Origin of the sequence: Neorhizobium vignae (assembly GCF_000732195.1) — a bacterium.
Classification (GTDB): Bacteria; Pseudomonadota; Alphaproteobacteria; order Rhizobiales; family Rhizobiaceae; genus Neorhizobium; species Neorhizobium vignae.
On record NZ_JNNU01000017.1, the window covers coordinates 1 to 14284 of the forward strand.

General features: G+C 62.0%; 16 protein-coding genes and 1 pseudogene. 14 read left to right on the forward strand and 3 right to left on the reverse strand.

All coding sequences use genetic code 11. From position 1 onward, the window contains the following. Positions 1-277 precede the first annotated feature (277 nt). From rplU to GQ59_RS24240, 4 genes are all read left to right on the forward strand, one after another. Positions 278-589 carry a 50S ribosomal protein L21 gene (gene rplU, locus GQ59_RS24225; RefSeq protein WP_007757413.1) on the forward strand — a complete coding sequence of 104 codons (312 nt, stop codon included), beginning with the start codon at positions 278-280 and terminating at the stop codon, positions 587-589. A 32-nt stretch (positions 590-621) separates the two neighbouring features. Next, positions 622-891 carry a 50S ribosomal protein L27 gene (rpmA, locus tag GQ59_RS24230; protein ID WP_037086209.1) on the forward strand — a complete coding sequence of 90 codons (270 nt, stop codon included), beginning with the start codon at positions 622-624 and terminating at the stop codon, positions 889-891. 130 nt (positions 892-1021) lie between these two features. After that, positions 1022-1657 carry a GNAT family N-acetyltransferase gene (locus tag GQ59_RS24235; RefSeq protein WP_007757409.1) on the forward strand — a complete coding sequence of 212 codons (636 nt, stop codon included), beginning with the start codon at positions 1022-1024 and terminating at the stop codon, positions 1655-1657. Further along, positions 1654-2241: a GNAT family N-acetyltransferase gene (locus GQ59_RS24240; protein WP_037086210.1), complete on the forward strand. Its 588-nt coding sequence runs from the start codon at positions 1654-1656 to the stop codon at positions 2239-2241. Before GQ59_RS24235 ends, GQ59_RS24240 begins: the two co-directional genes overlap by 4 nt. Positions 2242-2285: 44 nt before the next feature. On the opposite strand, the gene GQ59_RS24245 is transcribed toward GQ59_RS24240, so the two are convergent. Then, the gene (locus GQ59_RS24245; protein ID WP_037086212.1) at positions 2286-3149 is read right to left on the reverse strand and encodes an endonuclease/exonuclease/phosphatase family protein; all 864 of its coding nucleotides are present in this window, start codon (positions 3147-3149) and stop codon (positions 2286-2288) included. A gap of 114 nt (positions 3150-3263) precedes the next feature. Here GQ59_RS24245 and obgE point away from each other — a divergent pair, with 114 nt between their 5' ends. From obgE to GQ59_RS24295, 10 genes are all read left to right on the forward strand, one after another. After that, on the forward strand, positions 3264-4325 hold the full coding sequence (gene obgE / locus GQ59_RS24250; RefSeq protein WP_037086214.1) for a GTPase ObgE: 1062 nt from the start codon (positions 3264-3266) through the stop codon (positions 4323-4325). Then, a complete protein-coding gene (gene proB / locus GQ59_RS24255; protein ID WP_037086216.1) occupies positions 4322-5500 on the forward strand; it encodes a glutamate 5-kinase in 1179 nt (392 codons plus the stop codon). Before obgE ends, proB begins: the two co-directional genes overlap by 4 nt. Then, entirely contained in the window at positions 5493-6776 is a 1284-nt protein-coding gene (locus GQ59_RS24260; RefSeq protein ID WP_037086218.1) for a glutamate-5-semialdehyde dehydrogenase, read from the forward strand. Before proB ends, GQ59_RS24260 begins: the two co-directional genes overlap by 8 nt. A gap of 42 nt (positions 6777-6818) precedes the next feature. Further along, entirely contained in the window at positions 6819-7415 is a 597-nt protein-coding gene (locus GQ59_RS24265) for a nicotinate-nucleotide adenylyltransferase (protein WP_432762608.1), read from the forward strand. A 150-nt stretch (positions 7416-7565) separates the two neighbouring features. Further along, entirely contained in the window at positions 7566-7997 is a 432-nt protein-coding gene (rsfS, locus tag GQ59_RS24270) for a ribosome silencing factor (protein ID WP_037086221.1), read from the forward strand. 108 nt (positions 7998-8105) lie between these two features. Next, positions 8106-8588 carry a 23S rRNA (pseudouridine(1915)-N(3))-methyltransferase RlmH gene (gene rlmH, locus GQ59_RS24275; protein WP_037086222.1) on the forward strand — a complete coding sequence of 161 codons (483 nt, stop codon included), beginning with the start codon at positions 8106-8108 and terminating at the stop codon, positions 8586-8588. 91 nt (positions 8589-8679) lie between these two features. Continuing rightward, positions 8680-10095: a murein hydrolase activator EnvC family protein gene (locus tag GQ59_RS24280; RefSeq protein ID WP_051904184.1), complete on the forward strand. Its 1416-nt coding sequence runs from the start codon at positions 8680-8682 to the stop codon at positions 10093-10095. Beyond that, positions 10085-11419: a S41 family peptidase gene (locus tag GQ59_RS24285; protein ID WP_037086224.1), complete on the forward strand. Its 1335-nt coding sequence runs from the start codon at positions 10085-10087 to the stop codon at positions 11417-11419. The genes GQ59_RS24280 and GQ59_RS24285 overlap by 11 nt, the downstream gene beginning before the upstream one ends. 87 nt (positions 11420-11506) lie before the next feature. Continuing rightward, a complete protein-coding gene (locus GQ59_RS24290; RefSeq protein WP_037086226.1) occupies positions 11507-12706 on the forward strand; it encodes a divergent polysaccharide deacetylase family protein in 1200 nt (399 codons plus the stop codon). A gap of 16 nt (positions 12707-12722) precedes the next feature. Next, a complete protein-coding gene (locus GQ59_RS24295) occupies positions 12723-13268 on the forward strand; it encodes an RNA pyrophosphohydrolase (RefSeq protein WP_037086227.1) in 546 nt (181 codons plus the stop codon). A 114-nt stretch (positions 13269-13382) separates the two neighbouring features. On the opposite strand, the gene bfr is transcribed toward GQ59_RS24295, so the two are convergent. Together bfr and GQ59_RS33155 are read right to left on the reverse strand one after the other, a co-directional pair. Beyond that, on the reverse strand, positions 13383-13868 hold the full coding sequence (gene bfr, locus GQ59_RS24300) for a bacterioferritin (protein WP_113283845.1): 486 nt from the start codon (positions 13866-13868) through the stop codon (positions 13383-13385). Beyond that, positions 13834-14237: pseudogene (locus GQ59_RS33155) on the reverse strand ((2Fe-2S)-binding protein). The gene bfr and the pseudogene GQ59_RS33155 overlap by 35 nt, the downstream one beginning before the upstream one ends. Positions 14238-14284: the final 47 nt, after the last annotated feature.

Here is a 14284-nt window from a genome sequence, read left to right on the forward strand (position 1 = left end):
GCGGGCAAACATGGGGCTGGCAAGGGGCGAATATCAAGTCTTTATATCCTTTCGTCTTGACAGTTTTTTGTCGCTCGCGTATGTCCGCTCGCGATCAGGCGTGGAAAAGTATCCATGCCTCTTTGTTTGTGTGGAGGTTGTTGGAACAGCCGCACGAATTCCACCGGCAGACACGTTCTAAAGATCACCTCTTTCGAAACCCTGCTAGAGCCCGACTGATAAAAAGACGGCCGCCTTTTGCAAGGCAGAGCCGGAAACGAACATGAAAGGATAAAAAATGTTCGCAGTCATCAAGACCGGCGGTAAGCAGTACCGCGTGGCAGCCAACGACGTGCTCACCATCGAAAAGCTGGAAGCCGAAGCTGGTTCAGTTGTAGAATTCAACGAAATCCTGGTTGTCGGCGTTGGCGCCGATGCCAAGTTCGGCGCACCCTTCGTTGCGGGTGCGACGGTCAAGGCCGAAGTGGTCGAGCATAATCGCGGCAAGAAGGTTCTGTCCTTCAAGAAGCGTCGTCGTCAGAATTCCAAGCGGATTCGCGGCCATCGCCAGCATCACACGGTCGTTCGCATCACGGACATCTTGGCTTAACAACGGGTTTCGAAGGGTAAAGGAGAACTCCAATGGCACATAAAAAAGCTGGCGGTTCGTCGCGCAACGGTCGCGATTCGCAATCCAAGCGCCTTGGCGTGAAGAAGTTCGGCGGCGAAGCTGTCATTCCGGGCAACATTATCGTGCGCCAGCGCGGCACGCAGTGGCATCCGGGCCAGAACGTCGGCCTCGGTAAGGACCACACCATTTTTGCGCTGACCGCCGGCAATGTGAATTACCGAACCAAGGCCAATGGTCGCGTGTTCGTGTCCGTAATGCCGAAAGCCGAAGCAGCAGAATAAAGCCGGCAAGCGTTTTGAGCAGCCGGTGTCACATCGACCCGGCTGAACGCCCAAAGGTTCAGTCAGAAAAAAGGGAAGATGGGACACCACCATCTTCCCTTTTTCTTTACCCCCAACAGGAGGACTGAACATGCAAGGCGAATTACTGAGGGCGAGCCAATCCCGGCCGCCAGAGGAACGGTTAAGACCCGACCGGTCGAGAAGCGATTGCCCCGTCTTATTGTCGCAGAGATTAGTTCTGCGCACGCCCCACGAAGAAGACATCGACGCACTTGCCCATCTCGCCAACAATGCGAATATCGCGACCATGGTGTCGCGTATGCCGCATCCCTATACGGCTAAGGACGCAGCCGATTTCGTGCGACGCACGAAGGCCGGCGAGATTGGCAAATGCGTCTACGCCATCACGCGAGGAGACAACGGCGCCTTTCTCGGTTGCTGCGCGCTCGAACCGCAACAGGATGAGAGAACGCTCGAACTCGGCTATTGGCTGGGCGAACCCTACTGGAACAGGGGTTACGCCACGGAAGCCGCCCATGCCCTGATCGACATGGCCTTCCGCACCCGCAACAACATCGACCATATCGATGCCCGCTGCCGGGTAACCAATATCGCCTCCCGGCGGGTGATCCAGAAATGCGGCTTCCAGTTCCAGGGCACAGGCATGATCGATTGCCTGGCGCTTGGCGGCATGGTCGCGGTCGAATGGTTCCGGCTCGACCGCAAGACCTGGATGTCCTTGAGAAGCTGGGGAGAACTGCGATGAACGCCGCCGTTCTCCAGAAGACGAGCACGACCGCAACGATGCCAGGCCCCTGCCCGGTCATCACCACGGAAAGGCTGGTCCTTCGCCCGCACAGGATCACCGATGCGACGGCGATTGCCGAATCGCTCGGCGATTTCAAGGTCGCACGCATGCTGGCGCGGGTGCCGCAGCCCTATGACCGCCAGGACGCGCTGGACTGGCTCGTCCCGCATGCATCCGGCATCCTGCCGGACTGGACGCTGGCGATCACCACCGGTGACGACACCCATATCGGCGCCGTCTGCCTGGAACCGAGACGCGGTCAATGGCGTCTTGGCTACTGGCTCAACCGGCTCTACTGGGATCGGGGTTATATGACGGAAGCGGTGGCCGGGGCGTTGGAGCGCTTCTTCCGGCGGATGCCGGAGGCGCAGGTGTTTTCGGGTGCCTTTGCGGATAACCTCGCCTCGTTGAACGTGCAGAAGAAGCTCGGCTTTACCATCGTCGATGCGAACCAGCTCTTCAGCCTGTCCCGCAACCGCCTGGTGCCGCATATCGAGACCATGCTTCTGCCGGAGGATTTCCGGCGGCCGGCCCGACCATGACGCTCAGGTAACAAAGATCCGGCGGAGAAACTCCGCCGGATCACTCACTCGACCTCGACCCAGAGCGGAAAATGGTCGGAACCAGGCGCCTCATTGTCGATCCAGGCGTTTTTCAGCCGCGGCACCAGTCCGGCATTCACGAAGCAATGATCGAGATGCATCTTTATCGGCCCGTCGCCCGGCGGCTTCGCCCAGGTATAGGTCTCCGGCGTCAGCAATCCAAGGCGGTCCAGCACGTCGACGGGTTCGTTGGCGCGCAGGATGCGGCCGTAGTAACGATCTCGCTGGCCGGCCAGGGCGATATATTCCGTCGATTCCGGCTCCATGTTGAAATCGCCCATCAGCAGGAAATCCTCCGGCAGCGGCAGATCCGGGAAACCCTCTTCGGCGGCGCCGGTGAGCGAACCACCTTCGGAGGTGAAATTGATCACCCGCTCCTTGAGATAACGGATCTGGCCGAGCCGTTCATCGGGAGAAACATGATCGAGATGGACGGAATAGACACGAAGCGGCCCGCCGGGTGCAACGATGACCGCTTCCAGTGCTCCGCGCTGCAGGTTGAGCATCTCGACGGTGCGGCTGCGGGGCAGCAGAAGATGGCGGGTGGAAAGGATCGGCCAGCGCGACAGGATCATGTTGCCGAACTGAAAACGGCGCTCGATGCGGCGGCCGTTCTCGATCGAGACGTCGAGCAGCAGGTCGCAGGGCGCGCCGTAGACATGAAAATGGTCCGGAAACAGATCCGAGAAGCGGGCGACGAGATCCACATGGCCGTTCCTGGGGAAACCGCGGGTCACTTCCTGAAGCGCGATCACATCCGCTCCCCCAATACGCGCGGCGATGCGTTCGGGATCGAACACACCGTCCATGCCGATCCCATATTGAATGTTATAGCTGACGAACTTCATGATATTCTTTGACCTCCGCCCCAAGCGACGATATCGAAACCCCTATCGACATGCACTGAGCGCCCTACCTAAGGCGACAGGCATCCCGACTAACACAAGACTGACGGCAACAAGATGAAATTTCTCGACGAGGCAAAAGTCTATATCCGCTCCGGCGACGGCGGCGCGGGCGCGGTCTCGTTCCGGCGGGAAAAGTTCGTCGAGTTCGGCGGACCTGATGGCGGTGACGGCGGGCGCGGCGGCGACGTCTGGGTGGAGGCCGTCAACGGCCTCAACACCCTGATCGACTTCCGCTTCCAGCAGCATTTCAAGGGCCAGACCGGCACCCACGGCATGGGCCGCAACCGCACCGGCGCCAATGGCGGCGAAGTGACGTTGAAAGTACCCGTCGGCACCCAGATATTCGAGGAAGACAACGAGACCCTGATCATCGACCTCACCCGCGAAGGCCAGAGGTTCCGGCTCGCCAAGGGCGGAAATGGCGGCTTCGGCAACACCCATTTCAAGAGCGCGACCAACCAGGCGCCGAATTGGGCCAATCCCGGCCTTGAGGGCGAGGAAAAAACCATCTGGCTGCGGCTGAAGCTGATCGCCGATGCCGGCCTCGTCGGAATGCCGAATGCCGGCAAGTCGACATTCCTTGCCAGCGTCACCCGCGCCCGTCCGAAGATCGCCAACTATCCGTTCACGACGCTGCATCCCAATCTCGGCGTCGCCACGATCGACGGCCGCGAATTCGTGCTCGCCGATATTCCTGGCCTGATCGAAGGCGCCCATGAGGGTGTCGGCATCGGCGACCGGTTCCTCGGCCATGTCGAGCGCACCCGCGTGCTTCTGCATCTGGTTTCCTCCGTGGAGGAAAAGGTCGGCAAGGCCTACAAGACCGTCAAACACGAACTCGAGGCCTATGGCGGTGGCCTGATCGACAAGCCGGTCATCGTGGCGCTGTCGCAGATCGACGTGCTCGACGACAAGGAACTGAAGAAGAAGGCGAAGGAGCTGGAAAAGGCCTGCGGCCAGACGCCGTTCCTGATCTCCGCCGTCACCGGCAAGGGCATGACCGAAGTGCTGCGCGCGCTGCGCGACGTGATCGTCGAGGCGAGCGGCGTCAACGAAACGGCGCTGCCCGATCGCTCGACACCCATCCAGGATTTCGATGAGGACGAGGACGCATGACGGCTGTCCGTAAACCGATCGCCAGCCATCGCCGCATCGTCATCAAGATCGGCTCGGCGCTGCTCGTCGATCGCAGGACGGGCCTGAAGTCGCAATGGCTCGACGCGATCTGTGCCGATATCGCCGCGTTGAAGGCGAGGGGCATCGACGTCCTGGTCGTGTCTTCGGGCGCGATCGCCATGGGCCGCACCGTGCTCGACCTGCCCTCCGGCGCATTGAAGCTCGAGGAAAGCCAGGCGGCGGCGGCCGTCGGCCAGATCGCGCTTGCGCGCGCCTGGTCGGAAAGTCTTTCGCGCGATGGCATCGTGGCTGGCCAGATCCTGCTGACGCTGGGCGACACGGAGGAGCGCCGTCGTTACCTCAACGCCCGAGCCACCATCAACCAGCTTCTGAAGATCGGCGCCGTGCCGATCATCAACGAGAACGATACGGTCGCCACAACCGAAATCCGCTATGGCGACAACGATCGCCTCGCCGCCCGCGTCGCCACCATGACCAGCGCCGATCTCCTGGTTCTGCTGTCCGACATCGACGGCCTCTACACCGCCCCGCCGCATCTCGATCCGGGCGCGAAATTCCTGGACGTCGTCCCGGCGATCACGCCGGAGATCGAGGCCATGGCCGGCGGCGCTGCGTCCGAACTGTCGCGCGGCGGCATGCGCACCAAGATCGATGCCGGCAAGATCGCCACCGGCGCCGGCTGCGCCATGATCATCGCATCCGGCAAGACCGAGCATCCGCTGCGCGCCATCGAGCAAGGCACCCGCTCCTCCTGGTTCGCGCCCTCCGGAACCCCCGTGACTGCACGGAAAACCTGGATCGCGGGACAGCTTCAGCCGGCCGGCGAACTTTTCGTCGACGAAGGCGCCGAAACCGCGCTCGGCACCGGGAAGAGCCTTCTGCCTGCCGGCGTGCGCCGGATCGACGGCCATTTCCATCGCGGCGACACGGTCGCGATCATCGGCATCGACGGTCGCGAGATCGCCCGCGGCCTTGTGAGCTACGATGCGGAAGAGGCCCGACAGATCACCGGACGCAAGTCCGGCGAGATCGAGGCGATCCTCGGGTATGCCGGCCGCGCCGCCATGGTCCATCGCGACGACCTGGTGATGACGGGGCCTGCCAAGCGCAAAGCCAAAAAAGAAGATCGCAAGGAGGATGCCGCCCATGCTTGATATGGTAGCGAAGACGGGCGACGTCGCCGCCGTGATGGACCGGATCGGCCGCAACGCCAAGGCGGCGGCCCGCCAGCTTGCGACGGCCTCGACCGAAGCCAAGAACAAGGCTCTCCACGCCATGGCGGATGCGATCCTTGCTGCAAAGGACGGGATCCTCGCCGCCAATGCCGCCGACCTGAAAGGGGTCGAGGGCAAGGACCTTCTGCCGTCGTTCATCGACCGGCTGACGCTCACCGAAAAGTCCATCGCCGGCATGGCGCAGGCGCTGCGTGAGATCGCCGACTTCAAGGATCCGGTCGGCGAAGTCATCGCCGCCTGGGACCGCCCGAACGGGCTGAAGATCGAACGTGTCCGCACGCCGCTCGGCGTCATCGGCGTGATCTATGAAAGCCGCCCGAACGTCACCGCGGATGCCGGCGCGCTCTGCCTCAAGGCCGGCAATGCCGTGATCCTGCGCGGCGGCTCCGATTCGGCCCAGTCCTCGGCGGCGATCCACGCATGCCTCGTGGCTGGTCTGAAGGCTGCCGGACTTTCGGAACATGCGATCCAGATCGTGCCGACCACCGACCGCGCCGCCGTCGGCGCCATGCTGTCGGGCCTCGATAGCGCGATCGACGTGATCGTGCCGCGCGGCGGCAAGAGCCTGGTCGCCCGCGTCCAGAGCGAGGCGCGTGTGCCGGTCTTCGCCCATCTCGAAGGCCTTTGCCATATCTATGTGGATGCCTCCGCGGACCTGGAAATGGCCAAGAAGATCATCGTCAACGCCAAGATGCGCCGCACCGGCGTCTGCGGCGCGGCCGAGACGCTGTTGATCGACAGTGCCGGGATCGGCACGCATCTGATGCCGATCCTCGAGGCGCTGACGGAAGCCGGCTGCGAGATCCGGGGCTCTGCCACCGTTCTCAAGGTGTTCCCGGGCTTCAAGCCTGCGACGGAAGAGGACTGGCGCACCGAATATCTCGACGCAGTCATCTCGGTTGCGGTCGTCGACGGCATTTCCGGCGCCATCCGTCACATCAACACCTATTCCTCCAACCACACCGAGGCCGTGATCGCCGAGGATCCGCAGGTCGTTTCCCGTTTCTTCAACGAACTCGACTCAGCGATCCTGCTGCACAATGCCTCCACCCAGTTCGCCGATGGCGGCGAGTTCGGGATGGGCGGCGAAATCGGCATTTCGACCGGCAAGATGCATGCGCGCGGCCCCGTCGGCGTCGAGCAGCTGACCTCGTTCAAATACCGGGTGCACGGCACCGGCCAGATCCGGCCCTGATCGCGCGTGACGGAAGAGACGATCGACCGCCGATATCTGGTCATGCCGCATGCCGAACGGGGCATGGCCGTCGGCTTGTTCGGCGGTTCGTTCAATCCGCCGCATGAGGGTCACCTCCTCGTCGCGGAGATCGCGCTTCGCCGGCTCGGCCTCGACCAGCTCTGGTGGGTGGTCACTCCCGGCAATCCGCTGAAAAGCCGCTCCGAACTTGCTTCGCTCGACGACCGGCTGGCGATGAGCGAAAAGCTGATCGACGACCCGCGCATCAAGATCACAGCCTTCGAAAAGACGCTCGGCGGATCTTATACCGCCGATACGCTCTCCTTCGTGAAGGCCAGAAACCCGCTCGTGCATTTCGTCTGGGTGATGGGCGCCGACAGCCTGAAGACCTTCCACCACTGGCAGAAATGGCAGACGATCGCCTCGACTTTCCCAATCGCGGTCATCGACCGGCCAGGGGCGACCCTGTCGTTCCTGTCGTCGAAAATGGCCCGCACCTTCGATTACGCCCGTGTGGACGAGGATGATGCCGGTACGCTCTGGAAGCGGCGCGCGCCGGCCTGGACCTTCATCCACGGCCCGCGTTCGGCCCTGAGCTCCACGGCGATCCGCGCCGCAAACGACCCGCAAAAGGAATAGTACCGGCCGAGCTGCCGCGACAAAAGGGGTCTACATCCTTCTATCACCTTTTCGGACGCTCTCTTGAAAGATTAAGAATTCGATGCCACCTTAAATACAGCGGCCGAGCGTGAATCGGATTCGCTTCAAGTGCCTGTTGCTGTTACCCGGATGAAAGGACAAACCCTGACAACAGTACACGCCAAGGGCAGGACGGCCTCCGTTCTCCCGCAGAGCCTGGAACGTGGCGCCGATGCTGCCGCCCGTGCTCTCGAACTGGTCCTCGCAAGTCTCGAGGACTCCAAAGCTGAAGATATCGTCACCATCAACATTGCTGGAAAATCAGCGCTCGGGGACTACATGGTCGTTGTCTCCGGACGATCGAACCGGCATGTCATGGCCATCAGCGATCACCTGATTTCCGACCTGAAGGACGAGGGGCTTGGCAACGCCCGCGTCGAAGGGCAGGAGACGGGCGACTGGGTGCTCATTGACACCGGCGACATCATCGTCCACGTGTTCCGTCCTGAAATTCGCGCGTTCTACAACATCGAAAAGATGTGGGCGACGCCGGATATCGAGGAAGGCACGCTGCTGCACTGACGGGTTCGGGCACGTTCTGAACCGGTCGGACTGAGGTCGAAATCACGCGGCTGGGTGCCAACTCGCCGCAAGGTGGAATTTTCGGCCGCAAAATCAACGGATCAGGACATGCGAATAAGCCTTTTCGCCGTGGGACGGCTAAAGACCGGACCGGAGAAGGAACTTGCTTCCCGTTATCTCGACCGCTTCGCCAAGGCTGGCCCGGCGGTGAGCCTGGAATTGTCGAAACAGATCGAGATCCAGGAAAGCCGTGCAGCGAATGCCGATACCCGCAAGCGCGAAGAAGCCGGCGCACTTGAGAAGCTGCTTCCCAACGGCGCGGTTCTCATTCTTCTCGACGAACGCGGCAAGGCGCTCGACAGCGAGGCTTTCGCGGGCATGATCGGCCGATATCGCGACAGCGGCAAACGTGACCTGATGCTGGCGATCGGCGGCGCCGACGGGCTTGATCCGGACTTGCGCGGACGGGCCGATATGGTGCTCAACCTCGGCTCGATGACATGGCCGCATCAGCTGGTGCGCATCCTGATCGCCGAACAGCTCTACCGCGCCGTCACCATTCTTTCGGGCCATCCCTATCACAGAGCTTAAACGATCGTTTACCTTCAAACACGATGTTGTTTGTGGCCTCGCCGGGCAAATCAGCTTAGGCTTTCTCGATCCGGCGATTAGCGGAGCGGGAATGCGGACAATCAGGATCACATCGTACCGGCGCGCGCTGCTTCTGGCGGCGGGTCTCGGTTTCGTGCTGGTTCCGCCCCTCCAGATCCCCAATACCGCCCGCGCCCAGAATGCGGCCTCGCCGATGGCACCCCAGGCGGCACCGGCCACGGCAGTCGATCCCACCGCCGATCTGCAGCGCCGGCGCAACGAAACCCGCGGCGAGCTCGAAGTCCTGACCAAGACCATGAAGATCGCCGGCGACAGAGCCGCAGCGATCGAAAAGAACATCGCCGATATCAGGAAGAACACCGCCGATATCCGCCAGGCGCTGATCGATTCGGCCGGCCGTCGCAAGAGCCTGGAAACCAAGATTTTCGAGAGCGAAAAGAAGATCACCGAGCTGAAGCTCAAGGAGGACGGTATCCGCGCCTCCCTGCGTGGCCGCCGCGCCGTGCTGGCCGAAGTGCTCGCAGCCCTCCAGCGTATGGGCCGCAATCCGCCGCCTGCACTTCTGGTGACGCCCGACGATGCGCTCGCTTCGGTCCGAAGCGCGATCCTGCTCGGCGCAGTCGTCCCCGGCATGCGCCACGAGGCGGACAAGCTCGTCGCCGACCTTCAGTCGCTGGCCTCTCTTCAGGCTTCGGCGATGACCGAGAAGACCACTGTCTCCAGCACCATTGCCGCAAGCCTCGAGGAAGACCGGCGCATGGCCCTGCTGCTTGCGGAAAACGAAAAGTTGAACAAGCGCAACGCGGCCGATCTCGACGCCGAGCGCCGCCGCTCCGAGGAGCTCGCCGGTCGCGCCACCACGCTCGAGAACCTCATCCAGTCGTTCGAAGGCGAGATCGCCTCGGTGCGCGAAGCGATCGACCAGGCACGCGCCGAGGAAGAACGCCAGCGCATGATGTCGGACGCCGAGCGCGAAAGGGCAAAGCAGCTCGCCCAAAGCGGCGTGCCTGACAAAAACCGCATTGCGCCCGCATACGCGTTTTCCAGCCTCAAGCAGAAGCTGGAGCTTCCGGTCGCCGGAGATGTATTGCGGTGGTTCGGTGACGCCGACGGAACGGGGCACACGGCGAGAGGCATGACGGTTGCTTCGAACGCGGGTGCGGTGGTGACGGCGCCGGCTGATGGCCTGGTGGTTTTCGCCGGAGCCTTCCGGAGTTACGGACAGATGATCATCCTCAATGCCGGAGATGGATACCATCTGGTTCTGACCGGCATGGACGTTGTGAATGCACGGCAGGGCAAGTTCGTTTTCGCAGGCGAACCCATTGCCGTGATGGGTGAGAAAAGAGTGGCAAGCGCGACCGCATTGGCGCTGGAAACAGATCGTCCAACGCTTTACATTGAATTCCGAAAAGATGGCACACCGGTCGATTCCAAGCCGTGGTGGACCTCGAAAGAAACTGGAAGGGCACGAAATGATTCGTAGGGCTTCTCTTGTCATCGTCGGTGCACTCATGGGTGCGACCGCGATGAGCGTGATTTACTCGGCCGGTGTGCCGGCGCAGGCCGCAGGTCCTTCGACCTACCGGGAATTGTCGATCTTCGGCGACGTGTTCGAACGGGTCCGCGCCCAGTATGTGACCCCACCGGATGAGGAAAAGCTGGTCGAGAACGCCATCAACGGCATGCTGACCTCGCTCGACCCCCATTCGAGCTTCATGAATGCCAAGGATGCCGAAGACATGCGCACGCAGACGCGTGGCGAGTTCGGCGGCCTCGGCATCGAGGTGACGATGGAGAACGAACTCGTCAAGGTCATCGCGCCGATCGACGATACGCCCGCTTCCAAGGCCGGCATTCTGGCAGGCGACTTCATCTCCGAGATCGATGGCGCGCCGGTGCGCGGCCTGAAGCTCGAAGAAGCCGTCGAGAAGATGCGCGGCGGCGTCAACACCCCGATCAAGCTGACGATCATCCGTCAGGGCGCCGACAAGCCGCTCGACATCACCGTGGTACGCGACATTATCGCGGTCCGCGCCGTAAAATCCCGTGTCGAAGGCGGCGATGTCGGTTATGTCCGTGTCATCTCCTTCACCGAGAAGACCTATGACGACCTCGAAAAGGCGATCAAGAAGATCAAGGCGGATGTCCCGGCCGACAAGCTGAAGGGCTATGTGCTCGACCTGCGCCTCAACCCGGGCGGTCTGCTCGACCAGGCGATCAACGTGTCCGACGCCTTCCTGGAGCGTGGCGAAGTGGTTTCCACCCGCGGCCGAAATGCCGAAGAGACCCGCCGCTTCAACGCTGGCCCCGGTGACCTGACCGACGGCAAGCCGGTTATCGTGCTCGTCAACGGCGGCTCGGCTTCCGCTTCGGAAATCGTCGCCGGTGCGCTTCAGGATCTGCGCCGTGCCACGGTTCTCGGCACGCGGTCCTTCGGCAAGGGCTCGGTTCAGACGATCATCCCGCTCGGCGATGCCGGCGCGCTGCGTCTGACCACCGCGCTCTATTACACGCCGTCGGGCAAGTCGATCCAGGGCACCGGCATCCAGCCGGATATCAAGGTCGAACAGCCGCTGCCGCCGGAACTGCAGGGCAAGGTCAGGGCTGAAGGCGAGTCGAGCCTGCGCGGCCACATCCAGGGCGCGGCGGAAACCGACGAAGGTTCCGGTTCCGTCGCTTACGTGCCGCCGGAAGCCAAGGACGACCTCCAGCTCAACTATGCGCTCGATCTCTTCCGCGGCGTGAAGAAGGATCCGTCCTTCCCGCCGAGCCCGGATAAGGCCGCCGCCGCCACGATCAAGAAGTAAAGACATCATCGGACCGGCCAGCGTGACGCATCGAAAACGTCTCGCTGGCCGGTTCTTCGTATCTGCAGAAGAAACGCGGAACAGACCTTGGGCACCGATCTCCATGCACCGCTCGGACAGAACCGGCCGGCCGCTCGGCGACGGAACCGGAGGTTTTCTCTCGCAATCGTTTTTGCCGCTCTGGCGGTCGTCGGCATCCTGGGGCTTTCGCTCTACGCCATGCGCGGCGATGATGCCCTGAAGCAGGTGGCTTCCAGTGTTCCGACCGCTTCCAAGCCGGAACCGACCCAGCCCTCCGCCAAACCCGACCCGAACGCGTCGCCGCAGCCATCCGTCGGGATGCCTCGTTCCGATCCGAATTCCGGCGCCAATATCGAACGGACGCTGACCGATGACGGGTCGGTCGTGACCAAGTACACGCCACGCTCGCGCGACGGCAGCGGGCCGGTGATGATCGGCACCCAGCGGATCGGCCAGGACCCACGTGTGGCTGCCCAACCCAACGATGCGCTGCTGGAGGATTCGCCCCATGGCCGGCTGCCTGTTGTCGGGCCAGGCGGACAGCGGCCGATGGATCAGTATGCGCGGCCTTGGTCCGGCGCGCGCGGAACCCGCATCGCGATCGTCGTCGGCGGTCTCGGGCTCAGCCAGACGGGCACCCAGCGGGCGATCCGCGACCTGCCGCCAACAGTGACGCTCGCCTTTGCCGTCAGCGGCAACAGCCTGCAGCGCTGGATGCAGGAAGCCCGCCGCGCCGGCCACGAAATCCTGATCCAGGTGCCGTTCGAACCGTTTGATTATCCGGCGAACGATCCAGGCCCCGGCACTTTGCTGACCAAGATGTCGGCCAAGGATAACCTCGGCCGGCTTCACCGGGCCATGGGCGAGATCACCAACTATACCGGCGTCATGAACTATCTCGGCGGCCGTTATCTCTCGGATGCCGGCGCGTTGGAACCGATCCTGCGCGATATTTCCAAGCGGGGTCTGCTTTTCCTCGACGACGGGACATCCGCTCAGTCCAAGACGGCGATCGTTGCCAAGGCGATCGAGCTGCCGCATGCCTTTGGCGATCTGACGCTTGATGGGCAGTTGCAGAAGGACGCCATCCTCAAGAAGCTGGATGAACTGGAGCGTATTGCCGGCCGCAAGGGCACGGCAATCGGCATCGCCTCGGCTTTCGACGAGAGCATCGATGCGATAAGGCAATGGAGCGAGGAAGTCTCGCAGCGCGGTGTCGAGATTGTCGGCGTCTCGTCGCTTGCGGGCGAAAGCGTCGGACCGTAATCGATCGGAGTTATCCATGAGCAAGAAAGACAAACGTTCGGTCGTCGCCGAAGAGCTTCCCTATCGCCCCTGCGTCGGCATCATGGTTCTGAACCATGCAGGCCTAGTCTGGGCCGGGCGGCGCATCAGCGAAGGCAACAGTGAATTTGACGGTTCGCCGCAGCTCTGGCAGATGCCGCAGGGCGGCATCGACAAGGGCGAGGACCCGCTGCCCGCGGCTTATCGCGAACTCTACGAGGAAACCGGGATGCGCTCCGTCACCTTGCTGGCCGAGGCGCAGGATTGGATCAATTACGATCTGCCCGCACATCTGATCGGCATCGGGCTGAAAGGAAAATATCGCGGCCAAACCCAGCGCTGGTTTGCCTTCCGCTTCGATGGCGACGAAAGCGAGATTGCCATCACCCCGCCGCCCGGCGGACATGCGCCGGAATTCGATGCCTGGGAATGGAAGCCGATGGCGGACCTTCCCGGCCTGATCGTCCCTTTCAAGCGCGCTGTCTACGATCAGGTCATCGCGGAGTTCACCCATCTGGCCAAGGTGGCGACCGAGAGGCTCTGACCGCGGCAGTGGGCACCCGAATCGGCCGGCCGCCATGTGAAACGGCTTCGTGGCTGCAATGAAAAACCCGGCGGAGCCGATGCTTCGCCGGGTTTTTATGTCAGGTACAGCCGATTATTCGGCGGAGTCGGCAGACTCTGCGTTGAGGAGGCCGTAACGTTCCTCGCCGATTTTTGCCAGCAGATCGAGTTGGGTTTCGAGGAAGTCGATATGGCCTTCCTCGTCCATCAGAAGCTCCTCGAAGAGCTTCATCGAGACATAGTCGCCAGCCGCGTGACAGATGTCGCGGGAAGCCTTGTAGGCCGTGCGGGCATCATATTCGCCGGCAAGATCGGCCTCCAGGACTTCCTTGACGTTCTGGCCGATGCGCAGCGGGGCAACCGTCTGCAGGTTGGGATGGCCTTCGAGAAAGATGATGCGATCGATGAGACGATCGGCATGCTGCATTTCTTCGATCGATTCAGCACGCTCTTTTTTCGCGAGCTTCTTGAAGCCCCAATCATCCAGCAGGCGATAATGCAGCCAATACTGATTGACTGCGCCCAGCTCGAGAAAAAGTGCCTCGTTAAGCCGCTCGATGACCTTTGAGTCGCCTTTCAATGTCCGCTCTCCTGTTTTCCTCATGGAATTGTCTCAGGCGGGACATATATACGACCACCTCGTCTTCCGTCGAGTGGTGCGCGGCGTGATATTCCTCGGTCGTGCGAATGATCAGGTCGACAACGCCCGGGAAGCAGCCGCAGCAGCGACCGCGTTTCGCCATGGCATGATAGACCTTTGACGGTACGATGAGCTGCCAACAGTCTTCGTCAAGGAGTTGCGTGATGACGTCCTTGATTTCCCTGTCGGTGATGTAATTGCAACTGCAAACCAGCATTCTCGGTCGACCTGCCAAACATGACCTGTAACATCTTCTTTTTGCGAAAGCGGACAGTAGATGTCAAGAAAGAATCGACATATATGCATCATTTCTTAAGGGCGCTTGCCATACCCGTGGCCTCTTCTTTCGGCCCATT

Bases quoted from the DNA above. Each gene is read 5' to 3' on its own strand.
- rpmA (WP_037086209.1), top strand. From the start codon at position 622: ATGGCACATAAAAAAGCTGGCGGTTCGTCGCGCAACGGTCGCGATTCG.
- rlmH (WP_037086222.1), top strand. From the start codon at position 8,106: ATGCGAATAAGCCTTTTCGCCGTGGGACGGCTAAAGACCGGACCGGAG.
- GQ59_RS24295 (WP_037086227.1), top strand. From the start codon at position 12,723: ATGAGCAAGAAAGACAAACGTTCGGTCGTCGCCGAAGAGCTTCCCTAT.
- GQ59_RS24245 (WP_037086212.1), bottom strand. From the start codon at position 3,149: ATGAAGTTCGTCAGCTATAACATTCAATATGGGATCGGCATGGACGGT.
- GQ59_RS24235 (WP_007757409.1), top strand. From the start codon at position 1,022: ATGCAAGGCGAATTACTGAGGGCGAGCCAATCCCGGCCGCCAGAGGAA.
- rplU (WP_007757413.1), top strand. From the start codon at position 278: ATGTTCGCAGTCATCAAGACCGGCGGTAAGCAGTACCGCGTGGCAGCC.
- rsfS (WP_037086221.1), top strand. From the start codon at position 7,566: ATGAAAGGACAAACCCTGACAACAGTACACGCCAAGGGCAGGACGGCC.
- GQ59_RS24285 (WP_037086224.1), top strand. From the start codon at position 10,085: ATGATTCGTAGGGCTTCTCTTGTCATCGTCGGTGCACTCATGGGTGCG.
- GQ59_RS24280 (WP_051904184.1), top strand. From the start codon at position 8,680: ATGCGGACAATCAGGATCACATCGTACCGGCGCGCGCTGCTTCTGGCG.
- obgE (WP_037086214.1), top strand. From the start codon at position 3,264: ATGAAATTTCTCGACGAGGCAAAAGTCTATATCCGCTCCGGCGACGGC.
- GQ59_RS24260 (WP_037086218.1), top strand. From the start codon at position 5,493: ATGCTTGATATGGTAGCGAAGACGGGCGACGTCGCCGCCGTGATGGAC.
- proB (WP_037086216.1), top strand. From the start codon at position 4,322: ATGACGGCTGTCCGTAAACCGATCGCCAGCCATCGCCGCATCGTCATC.
- GQ59_RS24240 (WP_037086210.1), top strand. From the start codon at position 1,654: ATGAACGCCGCCGTTCTCCAGAAGACGAGCACGACCGCAACGATGCCA.
- GQ59_RS24265 (WP_432762608.1), top strand. From the start codon at position 6,819: ATGCCGCATGCCGAACGGGGCATGGCCGTCGGCTTGTTCGGCGGTTCG.